Here is a 15,541-nt window from a genome sequence, read left to right as displayed (position 1 = left end):
TAAGGGAGGAGATCCGTATTGGCGTCAGCAAACCGTGGCCAGAGGCCAGTCGTTCGCGTGCATGAAGGTTACCGTTATGAGGACGGCATTGAGCAGATCGGGCGCTTAATGGCCCGCTATGATGCCTTGAGGCGTGTGGAGATCGGAACAAGCGTGCTGGGAAAATCGATTGCGGCGCTCGTGATCGGAAATGGCCCGGAGCATATTCACGTAAATGCTGCGGTTCATGCCAATGAGTGGATCACTGCCCCGCTGCTGCTCCGCTTCATGGAAGAATTGGCAGCCGGGCAAGAGTCCGGGGCTGGCCCTGAGAGCAGCGGCTGCCCAGGGCGAGAGCTGCTCGACCGGCTGACTTTATGGGCGGTGCCTATGGCCAATCCCGACGGCATGAATTTGTCGCAGGACGGCTTATGGCCGGCATGTCCCTACAGGGAGCAGCTGCTGGTGTGGAACGGAGGCTCGGACAACTTCAGCGGCTGGAAAGCGAATATTCGCGGCGTTGATCTGAATGATCAATTCCCGGCTGGGTGGGAGGAGGAGCGTGCCCGGCGCGGCTCGGACGGCCCGGCCTCCCAGGATTACGGAGGGAGCGAGCCGCTCTGCGAGCCGGAGGCCGCTGCGCTGGCCGGCCTGACGCGAAGGCTTCGCTTCAGCAGGGTAGCATCGCTGCACACGCAGGGGCGCGAAATTTATTGGAATTACCGGGAGCTGGAACCGGCCTGCTCGGAAGCTTTGGCCAACCGGTTAGCCTCTGTGAGCGGCTACAAGGCCGTGAAGCTTACGGGCAGCGATGCAGGCTATAAAGACTGGTTCATCAGCGAATTCCGCCGTCCCGGTTTTACGATCGAAGCCGGGGAGGGGGTAAATCCGCTTCCAGCCGGGCAGTTCGAGACGATTTATGCTGAAATCAAGCCGCTGCTGACCGAATTTATCCGGGGGTAACCCCGGGTATATTTTTTAAATTTACGCAACTAGGGTATTGTAAAAGATAAGCCGGGCCAGCCATAATGGGAGGGCAGGCATTTGCAAATTGAGGAGGGGAACCGCCATGAAATGGAGAAGGCTGTGGTCGCTTCGGCATTGGTCGCATATATTCCGCCGCGTGCCAAGGCTGCTGGCTTCATCGCGGGTTCCGGTACTGGACAAGCTGCTGCTTGTTGTTCCCGCTCTGGCGTATTGGGTGCTGCCCGATGTTCTGCCGTTTATTCCGGTAGATGATATGGCAGTGACGATGCTGCTGATGGACTGGTTCGTCACGAGGGCTGAACGGAAACATCCGCAGACCTAGAGGAGCTGAATCTAAATAAACATCCCGAAATGACATGCTTGCGTGAACGGATGACATTCTTTACAATAGGAATATTAGGTAGTCATAAGAAGATTGGAGCGATCGTATGAGCGTCAAAATTACCCGCAATGCGGCGAAGGTGATAAAGAGAGAATTAGAGAAGGAAGAGAACCAAGGTCTAGTGCTGAAAGTGTTCATCACTCACGCTCATGGGGATCATGCCCATTACGGCCTTGATTTGGTCAAGCCTGCCGGCACGGAGCATATCGTGTCTACAGATAAAGAAATCGACGTTATTATTGATCTGAGCGAACCGCTTCTTGAAGGCGTGAAGATCGACTATTTGTATTTCCCGGAGGAAGGCTTCGTCATCACGAACCCATCCAAAGGAAATCACGGCGACCACTAGCACTTTGAAAGAAGAAGGGATTCAGCATGGCTAATGACATTCGCATATGCGATAAATGCAATCATATACGGATGAAGACGTTCGTGCCCAAGCTGCAGAAGCTGGCGCCGGACGCGGAAATCAAGATCGGCTGCAAATCTTATTGCGGTCCATGCGGCAAGCGGGCGTTCGTATACATCAACGGACGTTACATCAGTGCTCCGACCGAGGAAGAGGTGCTGACCAAAGCGGCTCCTTTCGTGAAGAAGCCCAAATAAAGCAAGAATAGAAGCAAACCATAGAAGAAGAGCTGCTTATTTCTCCGGGAGCGGGATTGTTCCTGAGAGAGAAAGCAGCTCTTTTTTATAGTCAGCCGCATTTCTGCGGTTAGTCGCAGCCTTTGCAGTCCGCTAACAGTTTGTGGTTAACTGTAACGTTTTGGTTCGCCACAGTTTGTAGTAGTCGCAGCGTTCGCGGGTTAGCCAGAGTTTGCCGCCAAACTCATTTGCGTTCAGTCCATGCTTTTGCGGTAAGCTCCCAGCGAGGCCGGGGGGCGGTCTCGCGACAACGCGATGGGCTCATATTTAATTCAGTGACTCGCCTGCTGCTGCCCACGGTACTGCCGCAGCAGGTTGTATTGAATGACGCGATCCGAGATGGACAGGCGCAGGCTCGCTTCTTCATACCCGGTCCGGCACTGCCCGATGTCCGTCAGCTCCCGGCTGTCCAGGCTGTAGCACTGGCCGTCAGCAAACAGGCCGTTGGCTGAAGGAATATAGTATATGCGCCCGTCGGTAAAAGCGCCGGAACGCAGAACGACGAAGCGATCCCCGCTCCCGAACAGATTGTTGCCCATCATGTAATACGATTCGGAAGGGATGCCGAGCAGGCTCAGGAGCGAAGGGGCCATATCCAGCTGTCCCGCGGGCTCCTTATAGATGCCGGTTTGCCCATCATCCGGAAGATGGATCAGCAGAGGCACCTGATTCATAATTTGATGCATATCCAGCTCGGACAGAGGCCTGCCAAGAAACTTCTCGTAGGCATCCTTCTCCTTGATGGAATTATCATGGTCCCCGTATACATATAGAATCGTATTGTCCCAAAGTCCCTTCTGCTTCATTTCCTCAATCAATATTCCCAAGGCTTCATCTGCATAATGGACGGATTCCAAATAGCTGCCGAGGATCGTGCCTTCCAACTCTCCGATGTCGAGCTTGCGTTCTTTAGCAGGCAGCTGGTACGGGTGATGACTTGTCAGAGTAATCAGAAAAGCATAGAACGGCTGCTGTTGATCCCGGGTCATGAACTCGACGGATTGGCGGAAGAATGATTTGTCGCCAAGCGACCAGCCGAGCGCCTCATCCATGACGTAGTGCTTCTTGCTGTAGAAATAGTCGTAGCCCATTTCCCTGTACATCGCGTTCCGATTCCAGAAGCTGCCTTCGTATGCATGATAAGCTCCTGTCCCATAGCCGTGCTCGCTGAGGATTTGCGGCAGCATGTCGTAATCATGATTCGGAAAGCGAACGAATACCGAGCCGGTCGGCAGCGGATGGAGAGAGCTGTTCGAGGAAAAATCGGCATCCGACGTCCGCCCCTGTCCGGTCTGATGGTAATAGCTGGAGAAGTACATGCTGTCCTTCATCAGCCGGTTGAGATGAGGCGTAATTTCCTTTCCGCCGATTTCTTGCCCGATCACGAAATTCATCAGGGCCTCGACCTGGACGACCATGATGCTGCTTCCCTCATACGCGCCAAAATCATCCTTCCGCGCCTGACGCTTCTCCGCTGCATCGCGGAACCACTGCTGAATTTCCTCATGCTCCTCCACAGATAACGCAGGCCGGCTGCTTAAGTGCTCTTTGACATAGCGATAGCCATCGTAATAGTGGAATCCGAGCAGGCCAGTGATGTTATACAGAGACAGATTCCACCAGTTGCCGACGAACAAATCGCCGGCCCAGGTATTCTTGTAATGCTGGATCGGCCCCATCGTTATGGAATATCCGATGACAAGGGCTAGCAGTCCGGCAAGCAGGCGGGCTATCGGCCTTCTTCTGCCGCCTTTGCGGCCAGAGTAATTCTTAATCTTCGCATCGCTTACATTTTCATGGTCAGTTTCGCCTTTACCGTCTGCATAGCTGGCCTCGTTTAAATTGTATTTCCCTCTTTCGGCTGCGCTGCTTGCTCCGGCTGCCTCGCCCTCATGGTTCTTGCCTGTTGTCGCTGTGCTGGTTGCCCTGACCGCTTCGCTGGCTTGACCCGCTTGAGCCTGCCCTGCTTGAGCTCGCCGGGCTCGTGTTATCCTTCGGCGGGCCATCGCCAAGCCGAATACGGCAGGTCCGATGAGCCAATCTGAAATCAGCCACAGGTCGGATCGCAGAATCAGGGATGAAATGCTCTCGCCCAGCTCCCCGACCTGACCCGCCTGCAGCAGGACCGGCACCGTAATAAAGTCTTGAAAATAACGGTAGTAAACAAGGTCGGCGAATATCACGCCAGTAAGCAGGACATTCAGAAGCGCCAGGGCTATTGTCCGGGCTCGGGCACTTAGCCAGAGCGTCCAGAAGGATACGAGCAGCAGCGATCCGATCGCGATGAGGTCATCCAGCCGGTTCATATCTATATTGTTGGCGTGCAGGTTGGAATGAAGGTAGCGGAGCTTCCAGAACAGAGCCAAGATGAACCAGGGATATTCGAAATAACGGAGGGCCCGCATCCCGGAATTGAGGCGCTGCAGCTTGTTATAGCCAAGACCGGGACGAGCCTGCTTATAGGATTGCTTCGGCATGGGCATTCAGCTCCTTTCAAAGGGAATCCCCTTCCCGCAGCAGCTAATGGCGCGGAGGAAGGGGACCGAGAAATTGCAGGTATTGGCATTCGATTCGGCCGTTAAACAGCTTGCGGCGCTTGTCTGCCTTGCGTTGGAAATCATGCTCGAACTGCTTGGTCGGCGTTAGGGCGAAGAAGGACCAGGTCGGAAGCCCGGCGGCTACCCGTCCAAGCTGGGAGATCAGCTTGCGTACCTCCTTCTCTTCGCCGATCCGTTCGCCGTACGGCGGGTTCGTAATCAAGCAGCCATAGTCGCCTTGGGGCTGGATTCTGGCCGCGGGCAGCACCTGAAAAGAAATCTCCTTGCCGAGCCCGGCGCTCTTTGCTGCCGCAGCGGCCACCTCGATCGCCTTCGGATCGATGTCGCTGCCGGCGACGTTCAGCGGGATGTCATCCTTTACGGCGTCGAAGGCCTCCTCACGCGCCTGCTGCCACAGCGTCTCGGGGAGAACGGGCCATGCCTCGGCATTGAAGGAACGGCGCAGCCCCGGAGCGATATTCCAGCCGATCATCGCCGCTTCGATCGGCAGCGTGCCCGATCCGCAGCAAGGATCGTAAAAAGGGCGCGCCGGATTCTGGTTCCAGCGGCTGAGCAGGATCATCGCGGCGGCCATGGTCTCCTTCAGCGGAGCCTCCGTTGCCAGCTTGCGATAGCCGCGCTTATGTAATGCCGGTCCGGTCGTATCGAGCGTCAGCAGGGCGATGTCGTTCAGCAGATGGATTTCAATGACGTAGCGCGGCCCGGTCTCCTCGAACCATTCGGTACGGTAGGATTCCTTGAGCTTCTCGACAATCGCTTTTTTGACGATTCCCTGGCAGGCGGGTACGCTGCTCAATTGGGACTTGTGGGAACGCCCTTCAACGGGGAACTCGCCATGGGCCGGAATCCACTCCTGCCAAGGGATCGCCTTCGTCCCTTCGAACAGCTCGTCGAACGTGGCCGCGGGGAATTCGCCCATTTTGATCAGCACGCGATCCGACGTGCGCAGCCATAGATTGCAGCGGCAAATGTCGATGAGGTCTCCGGTGAAATTCACTCGTCCGTTCTCGACTTTTGTATCTTCGTACCCCAATTCCTTAAGCTCCCGAGCCACAACGGCTTCGAGGCCCATAGGGGAGGTCGCGATTAATTGCAGTGGGCCTGGCATATGATTGAATCAACTCCGTTTTATCAGTTGTAGTCATCGTCTAAAAACCATACAATTCAGTATAGGACAATGTCAATGAAGATACAAACGGATTCGGCAAAGAATTCGGCTGAGAGGAGCATGCGGAATTATGACAACGCCTGAACAATATAGTGAAGAATTATATGCTGAGGATGAACAGCTGAATAGAGTGAAGCAATCGATTCTGGACAGCGGGATTAGGGATGTATCGATCGTGCCGGGGTATGGGCGGCTGCTGACCCTGCTGGTCAAGTCCTCCGGGGCCAAAGCGGTGCTCGAAATCGGGGCGCTGGGCGGATATAGCGGAATATGCATGGCAAGAGGACTTGCTGAGGGCGGCAGGCTGCTGTCCCTGGAGCTGAAGGAGGAGAACGCCGCTTTGGCCCGCAGCAATATGGAGGCTGCAGGGTACGGAGAAATTGTAGACTACCGGGTTGGTCCGGCCCTGGAGAGCCTGGTGGAGCTGGAGCGTCAGGGTGAGCGGTTCGATTTCTTCTTCATCGATGCGGATAAAGAGAACTACCCGGCGTATTTGGAATATGCGATCAAGCTGGCGGTGCCCGGGGCGATCATTGCCGGGGATAATACCCTGCTCCGCGGGCGTACCTTGAATCCCGACAAGAACGGCCCTTCTGTGCTTGCTATGCGTAAATTTAATGAAAAGATAGCCCGTGACGAGCGTCTGCTCAGCACCTTCCTTCCGGCCTATGACGGCCTGGCGCTGGCTCTGGTCAAATAACAGCTGTTAGCGGCATATTTCATTAGCAGAGCAGATAGATATCGTAAAAAGAAATAACCTCGCCGCTCCGGCGAGGTTATTTAGATGGGGATTAACACGGCGCCTTTGTATGCTCACATCGCAGGACGCCGAAGCTTGCTTGCGGACCGGACAGGCTTCCTAAGAATGGCACGCGGACGCAGCTGCCCAGCTCACAGCGCTCTAGCACGCGGTATGCGCCGCATGATCGCGGCTGACTTTCGGGCCGTATTTCCAGGAAGCCTGCCGTGCCCAGCGCCTCAGCCTTGCTTCAGCGAGGGCAGCTTCGGCTTCGCGTACAGCTTCAAGCGCACCCAGACCGTGTTGCATAAGAGGAGCACGCCGGAAATGATGAAGATCCCCTCGATGCCGATGTAGCCGGACAGAAATCCGCCGATCAGCGCCCCGAGCATGTTCCCGAGCGCGAGCGTGCTGCTGTTGAAGCCGAAGGCCCGGCTCTCCATGCCGTCCGGCGTATAGTGCCGGATGAGCGCATTGACGCTGGGCAGGAGTCCGCCCATAAATACGCCCATCAGGAAGCGGATAATGATAAGCTGCCAGACATTTTGCACGAAGGCCTGGGGAATGAGCGTCGCGGCTGCCCCGATCAAGCAGTAGGTCAGAATGCGGTGAGCTCCGATTTTGTCGCTGACCCTGCCCAGGACGGGCGAGGTAATCATGTTCGATATGCCCGTTGCGGCGGTGACCATGCCGGCCCAGAAGGGCACGTTGGCCGCGATGCCGTGCAGATGCTCCACATAGATCGGCAGGAGCGACATCGGGCTTAGCATCGCGAACTGCAGCAGGAAGGTTACCGCGAACAATGCGGTCAGCTGAGGCGTTTTGTTCAGCTCCTTGAATCCCTGCAGGACGGAAGCTTGCGGGACATGCGCCGCTTCCTCGCGATCGAAGCTCTCGCGCACGAACAACAGGGCGAGGATCGAGGCAATGAACAGCAAGGCCCCCGTAATATAGAAAATCGGTCTGAATCCGACCCATTCCGCGAGCAAGCCCCCGATCAGCGGGCCGAGAATCGTCCCGGCCACAATGCCGGATTGCACTATGCCCATGGCAAAGCCCATCCGCTCCTTGGGCGCGGTTCCCGAGACTAGGGAGACCGCCGCCGGGTTGAACCCGGATATGGTACCGTTCAGCATGCGCAGAGCCAGCAGATGCCAGGGCTGGGTGGCGAACCCCATCAAGGTGATGACGATGGCCATCCCGAAGCCGGAGCGCAGCAGCATGATTTTCCGGCCGTAACGGTCAGCGAGCTTGCCCCAAATTGGCTGAAAAATGAAAGCCGTAGCAAAGTTCGCGGCAAAGATGGACCCGGCCCACAATCCGATCGCCTGCTCGCCATGCACGTGCAGATCCCTTGCCAGGTAAAGAGACAGAAAAGGAGTGATCATGGTCATGCCGGCATTTACGAGGAACTGGCCGAACCAAAGCACAAGGACGTTCACCTTCCAAGTATTGTCCTTCACGTATTCTCACTTCCTTTCTGTACGCTCTCGTTGACTTCATTATTTTTACATAAATATATTCAAGTATATCATAATGACGGCATCGGCTTGATAAAGGATGTCATAGTATTGTCATCGGATATTTGGGTGTGACGGTTGTTACTTACTTTTAAAAAGGGCATAATGTAACTTAGGGAAATTTTAAATATTGGGGGCTTGCTTACATGAGTTACAATGACCGGTTTATCCGTGCCTGTCTCAGGCAGGAAGTGGATCGCGCTCCTGTCTGGTATATGCGACAGGCCGGAAGATACGACCCGGAGTATCGCAAGATCAAAGAGAAGTACAGCTTGCTTGAAATTTGCCTTCAGCCTGAGCTTGCCGCTGAGGTCACGCTGATGCCCGTAAAAAAGCTGGGCGTGGATGCCGCTATTTTATATTCAGATATTATGAATCCGGTCGCTTCTATCGGAATTGATTTTGATATAGTCAAGGATGTCGGCCCGGTGATCCATAATCCGGTTCGGACGAAAGAGGACATTGAGCGGCTGAAGCCGATCGATGTTGAGAAGGATCTGTCCCACATCCTGAAAACCATCTCGATCCTGGACAAAGAGCTGGATGTTCCGCTCATTACGTTTGCGGGAGCGCCGTTTACGCTTGCCAGCTATTTGATCGAAGGGCGCCCTTCCAAGAACTATATCCGCACGAAGAGCTTGATGTATGGCGAGCCGCAGCTGTGGCATAAGCTGATGGATAAGCTCGGAGATATGGTGATCACTTATCTGCGCGCCCATATCAAGAGCGGAGGCAAAGCGTTCCAGGTGTTCGACAGCTGGGTAGGCGCATTATCGGCCAAGGATTTTCAGATCTATGTACTGCCGACGATTAAACGTATTTTTGCCGAGCTTCAGGATTTGAATGTACCGAAAATATATTTTCCTGGGGTCAGCTCGGGAGAGCTGCTGCCTACGTTGACGGAGCTTCAGGCAGATGTCATCGGCGTGGACTGGCGCGTTCCGATTCGCGAGGGCCGGTCTCGGACGGGCGGCAATTACGCAATCCAAGGCAATCTTGATCCTTTAGTATTAACCGCGCCAATGGAAGTTATTAAAGCGTACGCCCGGGAAATTATCGATCAGGGCGTGGAGTCTCCGGGGTTCATTTTCAATTTGGGCCATGGGCTGTTTCCTGAAGCCTCGCTGGACAAGCTCCGTGAGCTGACAGAGTACGTTCATGAATATTCCGCCGAAGCGATCGCCCGCCAGAAGCAGCAGACAGTTTAGAACAAAGGCCTAGGCCGGCCATGCTTCAATTTTAAACGACACTGACAGAGGTGAAGAGGATAATGAACAAAATAGGTGTATTGGTAATGTCTTACGGAACGCCGGAGAGCATGGATCAGGTAGAAGCCTACTATACGCATATCCGCCGGGGGCATCCGCCTACGGAAGAGCAGCTGCAGGAGCTTAAAGACCGTTACGAAGCGATCGTTGGGGGCGTATTCCCGCTTCGGGCCAACACCGACAGCCAGGTGGCTGCCCTCCAGGAGACGCTGGACCGGCTTAATGAGGACAAGAATCGTCGATTCGTATGCTACCAGGGGCTCAAGCATGCCCGTCCGTTTATCGAAGACGGCGTAGCCCAAATGGCCGAGGACGGCATTAAGGAAGCGATCGGCATCGTTCTGGCTCCGCACTATTCCGTCATGAGCGTCGGCGGCTATATTAAGCGTGCCAAGGCCAAGGCCGAGGAATGCGGGGTGGCTATGAAATTTGTAGAGAGCTACCATCTTCATCCGAAGCTGATCCAGGCTTTCGCGAATCGTGTATCCAGCAAGCTCGATCTGTTCGAGGAAGCAGGGGCCGAGCGGAGCAAAGTGAGAGTGCTCTTCAGCGCGCACAGCTTGCCTGAGAAAATACTCGCCATGGGCGACCCGTATCAGGACCAGCTTCTGGAGACGTCTGCCGCTGTAGCGGAGAAGGCGGGAGCAGTCTCGTGGCAGTTTACCTGGCAGAGCGCGGGCCGTACGGCAGAGCCTTGGCTGGGTCCGGATATCCTCGATACGCTTCGCACTTTGAGCCAGGAACAGGTGGAGGATGTGCTCGTTGCTCCGGTCGGCTTCGTGTCGGACCACCTAGAGGTGCTGTACGATCTGGATATCGAAGCTAAGGCGATCGCCAAGGAGCTCGATATACGGCTGGAGCGGATCGATTCTTTAAATACGGATCCATTGTATATGGAGACATTAAGTGAGGTTATCCTTAACACTTGGGCAAAGGAATGAGTGGCATATGAGCGATGCGTCCCGCAAGGTAGTCATTGTCGGCGGGGGCTTGACCGGACTTAGCGCGGCCTTCTATATCCGCAAATTTTACAAAGAAAAAGGATGCAAACCTGCAATCACGATCATCGAAAAGGACAAGTCTCTCGGCGGCAAGATCGAGACCTTGCATCGCGACGGCTTCGTGATCGAGAAGGGGCCGGATTCATTCCTGGCCCGCAAGACGGCGATGGTCGATCTGGCCAAGGAGCTGGAATTGGATCACGAGCTGGTGACGACGAATCCGGAGGCAAAGAAGACGTATATCGTCAACCGGGGGCGTCTGCACCCGATGCCGTCCGGGCTTGTGCTCGGCGTGCCTACAGAGATCGGTCCCTTTCTGAGATCAGGGCTTGTCAGCTGGCGCGGCAAGCTTAGAGCGTTGACGGATCTTGTGCGTGCTCCCAGACAGAGCGCGGAGGACGAGTCGCTTGGCAATTTCATTGAGCGGCGACTGGGAGCTGAAGTGCTGAGCAATATGACGGAACCGCTGCTTGCTGGCATTTATGCCGGGGATACATATCGTCTCAGCCTGCAGTCGACGTTTCCGCAGTTCGGGGAGATGGAGCGCAAATACGGCAGCCTGATCAAGGGAATGATGACGGGCAAGAAGCCTGTAGAGACGCATACGGGAACGAAGAAAAGCGCCTTCCTGACCTTTCGTCAGGGACTGCAGAGCCTGGTGCATGCCCTGGTGCATGATTTAAACGATGTGGAACAGCGGCTGGAAGCAGAGGTTAGCGCCATTGAACGCAGCGGCGGCGATTCCGCAGGCTATGAAGTCGTTCTGGCCTCCGGCGAGAGGATCGCGGCCGATGATGTGGTGGTCACCACCCCGGCCTTTGCCGCCGCTGCATTGCTGCGGCCGCTCGTGGACGTAAGCGAGCTGGATGCGATCAATTATGTATCCGTAGCGAACGTTGTGCTGGCCTTCGAGCGGGAGGAGGTCAGCGGGTCGTTTGACGGCTCCGGCTTCCTGGTTCCCCGCAAGGAAGGGCGCAACATCACAGCCTGTACTTGGACGGGCGTGAAGTGGTTGCACACCAGTCCCGAAGATAAGATGCTGCTTCGCTGCTACGTCGGACGCTTTGGCGATGAGGAGAAGGTGTCTTATCCGGACGAGGAGCTAATCGGGCTGGTGCGGAAGGATTTGCGGGAGCTGATGAATATTACGGCCGAGCCGCTGTTTGCGGAAATTACCCGCCTGCCGAAATCCATGCCTCAGTACCCCGTGAATCATTTGCGGCAAATCGCTGAGTTCAGATCCCGGCTGGATCGAACGCTGCCCGGTGTGTATGCGACCGGAGCGGCCTTTGAAGGCGTCGGCCTGCCGGACTGCATCCGCCAAGCCAAGGAGCTGGCCGGGCAAATGGCAGACAGGCTGCTGGCCCGTTAGCAATAACCGATGGAATAAGGACCCCTTTCGCCGCAAAATAGGCGAGGGGTTCTATTTATTTGAGGTTACCTGATATAATAAAATCATTGGTGCAATGGTTTTGTTCCTAGATTTAGGAGTATAGATTCTTTTTAAATCAAGGCAAGTTTAGAATGACGGTTCGTTCACGGTGTATGAATGAGGCATACATGAACGAGGTATAAAGGAGTTTGCGATGTTCCCACCAAGATCAGAGAAATACCGGAAGCGAAAAAAAGATAAGCAGCGCAGGCAAAGCCGCTTCTGGCTTACGCTAAATGTGTCGCTGATCATTGCGATTCTCGCGCTGGGCGCATATTACTTCGTAGAGGATCGGATGGCTCCGGCGAGCGAAGGAAGCTCAGGGGACGCGATCCCCGTTGAATCTCCCGCTGATTCTTCCGCGGAAGAGCAGAGCGGGCGAACTGACCCGTCCGGGACCGCCGAGGAAGATCCGAAGCCTGACCCGAAGCTGGAGCCGGAGCATAGCATTGATCCGGCCGGCGGCAGTATGGACGAGGGGACGGATTTGATCCAGCCCGACCTGTCTGCGGATGAGGGAGGAGGAGCGCCTGTGCCTGGCGAGCCGGAGGATGGGGAGCTTGTGCATCTGCATTTTGCCGGAGACGTGATTTTCTCGGGAAGCGTCGAATCGAAGCTGAAGAAGGAAGGCTATCATTATCCTTATGAATACGTTCGTGAATTGTTCGAAAACGACGACTTAAGCGTGCTGAATCTCGAGACACCGGTTACAACTCGCGGAACGCCGGCGGAAGATAAATCCTTCGTATTCAAGGCGCCGCCCAAAGCGCTGTCTTCAATGCATCAAGCAGGAGTCGATGCCGTTAGTCTGGCTAACAATCATACGCTGGATCAAGGCGTCGAAGGGCTGCTCGATACGATGAAGCATTTGAAGGATAGCGGCATTCATTATTTCGGAGCGGGGACTAATAAGCAGGAAGCCTATGCTCCCGTATATCTGGAACGCAAAGGGATCAAAATTGCGCTCTGCGGATTCAGCCGGGTCATCCCCAAGGCGGATTGGGCAGCCGGCAAGAACAAGCCGGGCCTTGCTGTGGCTTACGATTCTGCGGAGGCGGTCAAGGCGGTGCAGGGCGCCCGGCAGAACGCCGATCTTGTCATCGTCATGACCCACTGGGGAAAGGAGCGGACGACGAAGCTGGAGAAGCACCAGACCACGCTGGCTCGCGAATTTGTTGATGCGGGCGCGGATCTGGTCATCGGCGGACACCCGCATGTGCTTCAAGGCCTGGAGCGCTATAAAGGCAAATGGATCGCCTACAGTACGGGCAATTTTATTTTTACCAAGAAAGCTTCAGCTGAGGATACCTGGGATACTGCCGTATTTGAAGCGAAATGCACGAAGCACGGGGATTGCCGGATGAGACTGCTGCCGTTCCGCACGGAAGTCGGTCAGCCTGTTCCGCTTCAGGGCGAGGAAGGGGCCCGGATTTTAAAGAAGGTGGAGAGCTTGTCCAGGAACATCGCTATCGACGCTAACGGAGCGGTGCATAGCTTGATTGACGGTTAATGATATACTTCGGCGGAGCGTGATATCTGTTGACGGGCTGAAGGAGGCTCCAGAATGAACAATTTGTGCGTGGCCCACCGGGGCTTCTCGGGCAAGGCGCCGGAGAATACGATGGCCGCGATGGAGATGGCCATGCAGGACCCCTATGTGCAGTGGGTTGAAGTAGACGTACAGCTTACCAAAGACGGTATTCCGATACTTATCCATGACTTCACCTTGAATCGGACGACGAATGGACGGGGTCCTGTAGGGGAGAGGACGTGGGAGGAATTGAGGAGGCTGGATGCCGGGAGCTGGAAGTCGAAGATGTTCAAGGGGGAGCGGCTGATAACACTGGGTGAATTCCTGAAGGCGGTATGCGGCAGGCTGCGGGCCAACATTGAAATCAAGACTAAGGGAAATATGTACCCGGGGATTGAAGAGAAGGTCATCGCAGAGATCCAGAGGCACCGGATGGAGCATGATGTGGTGCTCACCTCCTTTGAGCCGCGCATCCTGGCCAGAATCAAGGAAATTGCCTGCGGCATCCGCACCGGCCTCATCATCGATAGCAGGCCTGAGGATCTGCTGCTGCGTATGCAATTGCTTCGCTGCTCCTTTCTATCGATCAGCCATCGTTACTTAACGGCGGATCTGGCCTCCCGGGCGGCCAAGCTGGGGATCGCGGTCATGGCCTGGACGATCGACGATGCGCGGACAATGAGGCGGGTCGCTGCGCTGCATAAGGATATTCTCATTTGCACGAACCGGCCTGACTTATGGCAAGAAGTCATGCTGACTTAATTTGGGATATGAATGATGAGGAGGCGCTTCAAGAGATGAAACAACTGATCCGTAACGTATACTGCGTCGGCAGGAACTACAGGCTGCATGCCGAGGAATTGGGAAATTCCGTTCCGTCCGAGCCGATGATTTTTATGAAGCCCTCGCATGCCATAGTGCCGATGGATGGCAGCACAATCGCGCTGCCTGGGGGACGCGGCGAGGTGCATTATGAAGCTGAGCTCGTCCTTCGCATCGCCCGGGATTACCGGCCCGGGATGGCCGTGGACGAGCTGGTCGACGTCATGGCATTTGGCATAGATTTTACGCTGCGCGATGTTCAGAACAAGCTGAAGGATAAAGGCCATCCATGGACGGCGGCCAAAGCCTTCCTGAATTCGGCGCCGCTGACGCCGTATACCGTTTTTCCCGGCGCGGCGGATACGGCCGCAGAGGATTTCGAGCTTCGCAAGAACGGCGAGGTCGTCCAACGGGGAAATATCGGCAATATGATTTTTCCGCTGCAGGAAATTGTGGATTACATTGCAGAAAATTATGGGCTTGGCGAGGGTGATCTGATCTTCACAGGCACGCCCGAGGGGGTCGGGCCCGTAGCCACCGGAGACCAGCTGGAGCTGCTGTATGGCGGACGGGCTCTGGGCAGCTGCACCGTACAGCTCGGCTCTTCGAGTTCAGCGAGATGAGTTGGATCATCGGAGCAGTATGCGCGATTGCCGTATCGGCGGCAGCGTACTGGAAGCGGTCGCTCAGCCTGTCGGGCATGGCGGCGGCGGCCGTCATGGGAACGGTGTACTTCGGCGCCGGCAACTTGTTTTGGTTCGGGATCCTGCTGCTATTTTTCATTTCTTCAAGCGCGTTCTCCAAGCTGAAGGCAAGCCGGAAGCAGGAGGCGGAGAAAAGCTACGCCAAATCAGGCACTCGGGATGCGGGGCAAGTGCTGGCCAACGGCGGGCTGGGAATGGCTGCCTGTATAGGAAACGCCCTTTGGCCCCATCCCGGATGGGCCATGTTTTTTATCGGGGCGATGGCCTCGGTAACTGCAGACACCTGGGCTACGGAATGGGGCAGCCTGAGCCGGAAGCCGCCCAGGTCAATTCTTAGCGGACAGCGGATTGCCCCGGGCACGTCCGGCGGGGTATCGCTGCTCGGCAGCTTCGCGGCCTTGGCTGGAGCGGTTATCATCGGAGGCGCGGCCTGGCTGCTGGCTTTATGGAGCGGCCTGGAAGGTTACACGGAGCTGCCGCTGCTGGGCTGGATCATAATCGGCGGCTTGTCTGGATTTGCCGGTGCGATGCTTGATTCTTACATGGGAGCGACGCTGCAGAGCATGTACCGCTGTACGGTCTGCGGGCGCAGCGTCGAAGTTCCCAAGCACTGCGGCGAGAATACGGTGCCTCTGCGAGGCTGGGGCTGGATGAATAATGACATGGTGAATATGATCAGTTCGCTTGCGGCGGGCATTATTGCTCTAGCGCTGGGAAGCTGGCTGCTCTAGAGAATGGATTGGAATTTAGGCAATCTGAAGAGTCCTCATCCGTTAACCAGCACGCCACTCCGGCCAGGCTGCGG

15 protein-coding genes are annotated in these 15,541 nt (G+C 55.7%); 12 read left to right on the top strand and 3 right to left on the bottom strand.

From position 1 onward, the window contains the following. The first annotated feature begins 18 nt into the window (after window positions 1–18). The 4 genes from BN2762_RS20520 to BN2762_RS20505 all read left to right on the top strand — a co-directional run bounded on the left by BN2762_RS20520 (window position 19) and on the right by BN2762_RS20505 (window position 1,954). Entirely contained in the window at window positions 19–942 is a 924-nt protein-coding gene (locus tag BN2762_RS20520; RefSeq protein ID WP_055108730.1) for a M14 family metallopeptidase, read from the top strand. A 106-nt stretch (window positions 943–1,048) separates the two neighbouring features. Further along, entirely contained in the window at window positions 1,049–1,288 is a 240-nt protein-coding gene (locus tag BN2762_RS20515) for a YkvA family protein (protein WP_055108729.1), read from the top strand. 106 nt (window positions 1,289–1,394) lie between these two features. Further along, complete coding sequence (locus BN2762_RS20510; protein WP_055108728.1) at window positions 1,395–1,697, top strand: HesB/IscA family protein; 303 nt, start codon at window positions 1,395–1,397, stop codon at window positions 1,695–1,697. Between the two features lie 26 nt (window positions 1,698–1,723). Then, entirely contained in the window at window positions 1,724–1,954 is a 231-nt protein-coding gene (locus BN2762_RS20505; RefSeq protein WP_055108727.1) for a YuzB family protein, read from the top strand. 311 nt (window positions 1,955–2,265) lie between these two features. Here BN2762_RS20505 and BN2762_RS20500 read toward each other — a convergent pair whose 3' ends face one another. Both BN2762_RS20500 and BN2762_RS20495 read right to left on the bottom strand, forming a co-directional pair. Then, window positions 2,266–4,470, bottom strand: coding sequence for an LTA synthase family protein (locus BN2762_RS20500; protein WP_392391583.1), 2,205 nt, complete (start codon window positions 4,468–4,470; stop codon window positions 2,266–2,268). Window positions 4,471–4,513: 43 nt separating this feature from the next. Next, a complete protein-coding gene (locus BN2762_RS20495; protein ID WP_055108725.1) occupies window positions 4,514–5,659 on the bottom strand; it encodes a THUMP domain-containing class I SAM-dependent RNA methyltransferase in 1,146 nt (381 codons plus the stop codon). Between the two features lie 130 nt (window positions 5,660–5,789). Between BN2762_RS20495 and BN2762_RS20490 the strand changes: the two genes are divergently transcribed. Next, window positions 5,790–6,419, top strand: coding sequence for an O-methyltransferase (locus BN2762_RS20490; protein WP_187386564.1), 630 nt, complete (start codon window positions 5,790–5,792; stop codon window positions 6,417–6,419). Between the two features lie 278 nt (window positions 6,420–6,697). Here the strand turns inward: BN2762_RS20490 and BN2762_RS20485 are convergent, their stop codons facing one another. Then, a complete protein-coding gene (locus BN2762_RS20485) occupies window positions 6,698–7,921 on the bottom strand; it encodes an MFS transporter (protein WP_055108723.1) in 1,224 nt (407 codons plus the stop codon). 203 nt (window positions 7,922–8,124) lie between these two features. Here BN2762_RS20485 and hemE point away from each other — a divergent pair, with 203 nt between their 5' ends. From hemE to BN2762_RS20450, 7 genes are all read left to right on the top strand, one after another. Further along, window positions 8,125–9,186, top strand: a complete 1,062-nt coding sequence (hemE, locus tag BN2762_RS20480) for a uroporphyrinogen decarboxylase (protein ID WP_055108722.1) — start codon at window positions 8,125–8,127, stop codon at window positions 9,184–9,186. A 59-nt stretch (window positions 9,187–9,245) separates the two neighbouring features. Further along, window positions 9,246–10,187: a ferrochelatase gene (hemH, locus tag BN2762_RS20475; RefSeq protein ID WP_055110249.1), complete on the top strand. Its 942-nt coding sequence runs from the start codon at window positions 9,246–9,248 to the stop codon at window positions 10,185–10,187. 7 nt (window positions 10,188–10,194) lie between these two features. Further along, window positions 10,195–11,619 carry a protoporphyrinogen oxidase gene (gene hemG / locus BN2762_RS20470; protein ID WP_055108721.1) on the top strand — a complete coding sequence of 475 codons (1,425 nt, stop codon included), beginning with the start codon at window positions 10,195–10,197 and terminating at the stop codon, window positions 11,617–11,619. A gap of 214 nt (window positions 11,620–11,833) precedes the next feature. Further along, window positions 11,834–13,189 (top strand): CapA family protein, encoded by a 1,356-nt coding sequence (locus BN2762_RS20465; protein ID WP_055108720.1) that lies wholly within the window; start codon window positions 11,834–11,836, stop codon window positions 13,187–13,189. 54 nt (window positions 13,190–13,243) lie between these two features. Next, window positions 13,244–13,972: a glycerophosphodiester phosphodiesterase gene (locus BN2762_RS20460; RefSeq protein ID WP_055108719.1), complete on the top strand. Its 729-nt coding sequence runs from the start codon at window positions 13,244–13,246 to the stop codon at window positions 13,970–13,972. Between the two features lie 35 nt (window positions 13,973–14,007). Further along, on the top strand, window positions 14,008–14,655 hold the full coding sequence (locus BN2762_RS20455) for a fumarylacetoacetate hydrolase family protein (RefSeq protein ID WP_055108718.1): 648 nt from the start codon (window positions 14,008–14,010) through the stop codon (window positions 14,653–14,655). After that, on the top strand, window positions 14,652–15,467 hold the full coding sequence (locus BN2762_RS20450) for a DUF92 domain-containing protein (protein WP_055108717.1): 816 nt from the start codon (window positions 14,652–14,654) through the stop codon (window positions 15,465–15,467). Before BN2762_RS20455 ends, BN2762_RS20450 begins: the two co-directional genes overlap by 4 nt. Window positions 15,468–15,541 lie beyond the last annotated feature (74 nt).

Origin of the sequence: Paenibacillus ihumii, from assembly GCF_001403875.1 — a bacterium.
In the GTDB taxonomy this organism is placed as follows: domain Bacteria; phylum Bacillota; class Bacilli; order Paenibacillales; family Paenibacillaceae; genus Fontibacillus; species Fontibacillus ihumii.
This window is presented reverse-complemented; position numbering and strand designations above follow the sequence as displayed.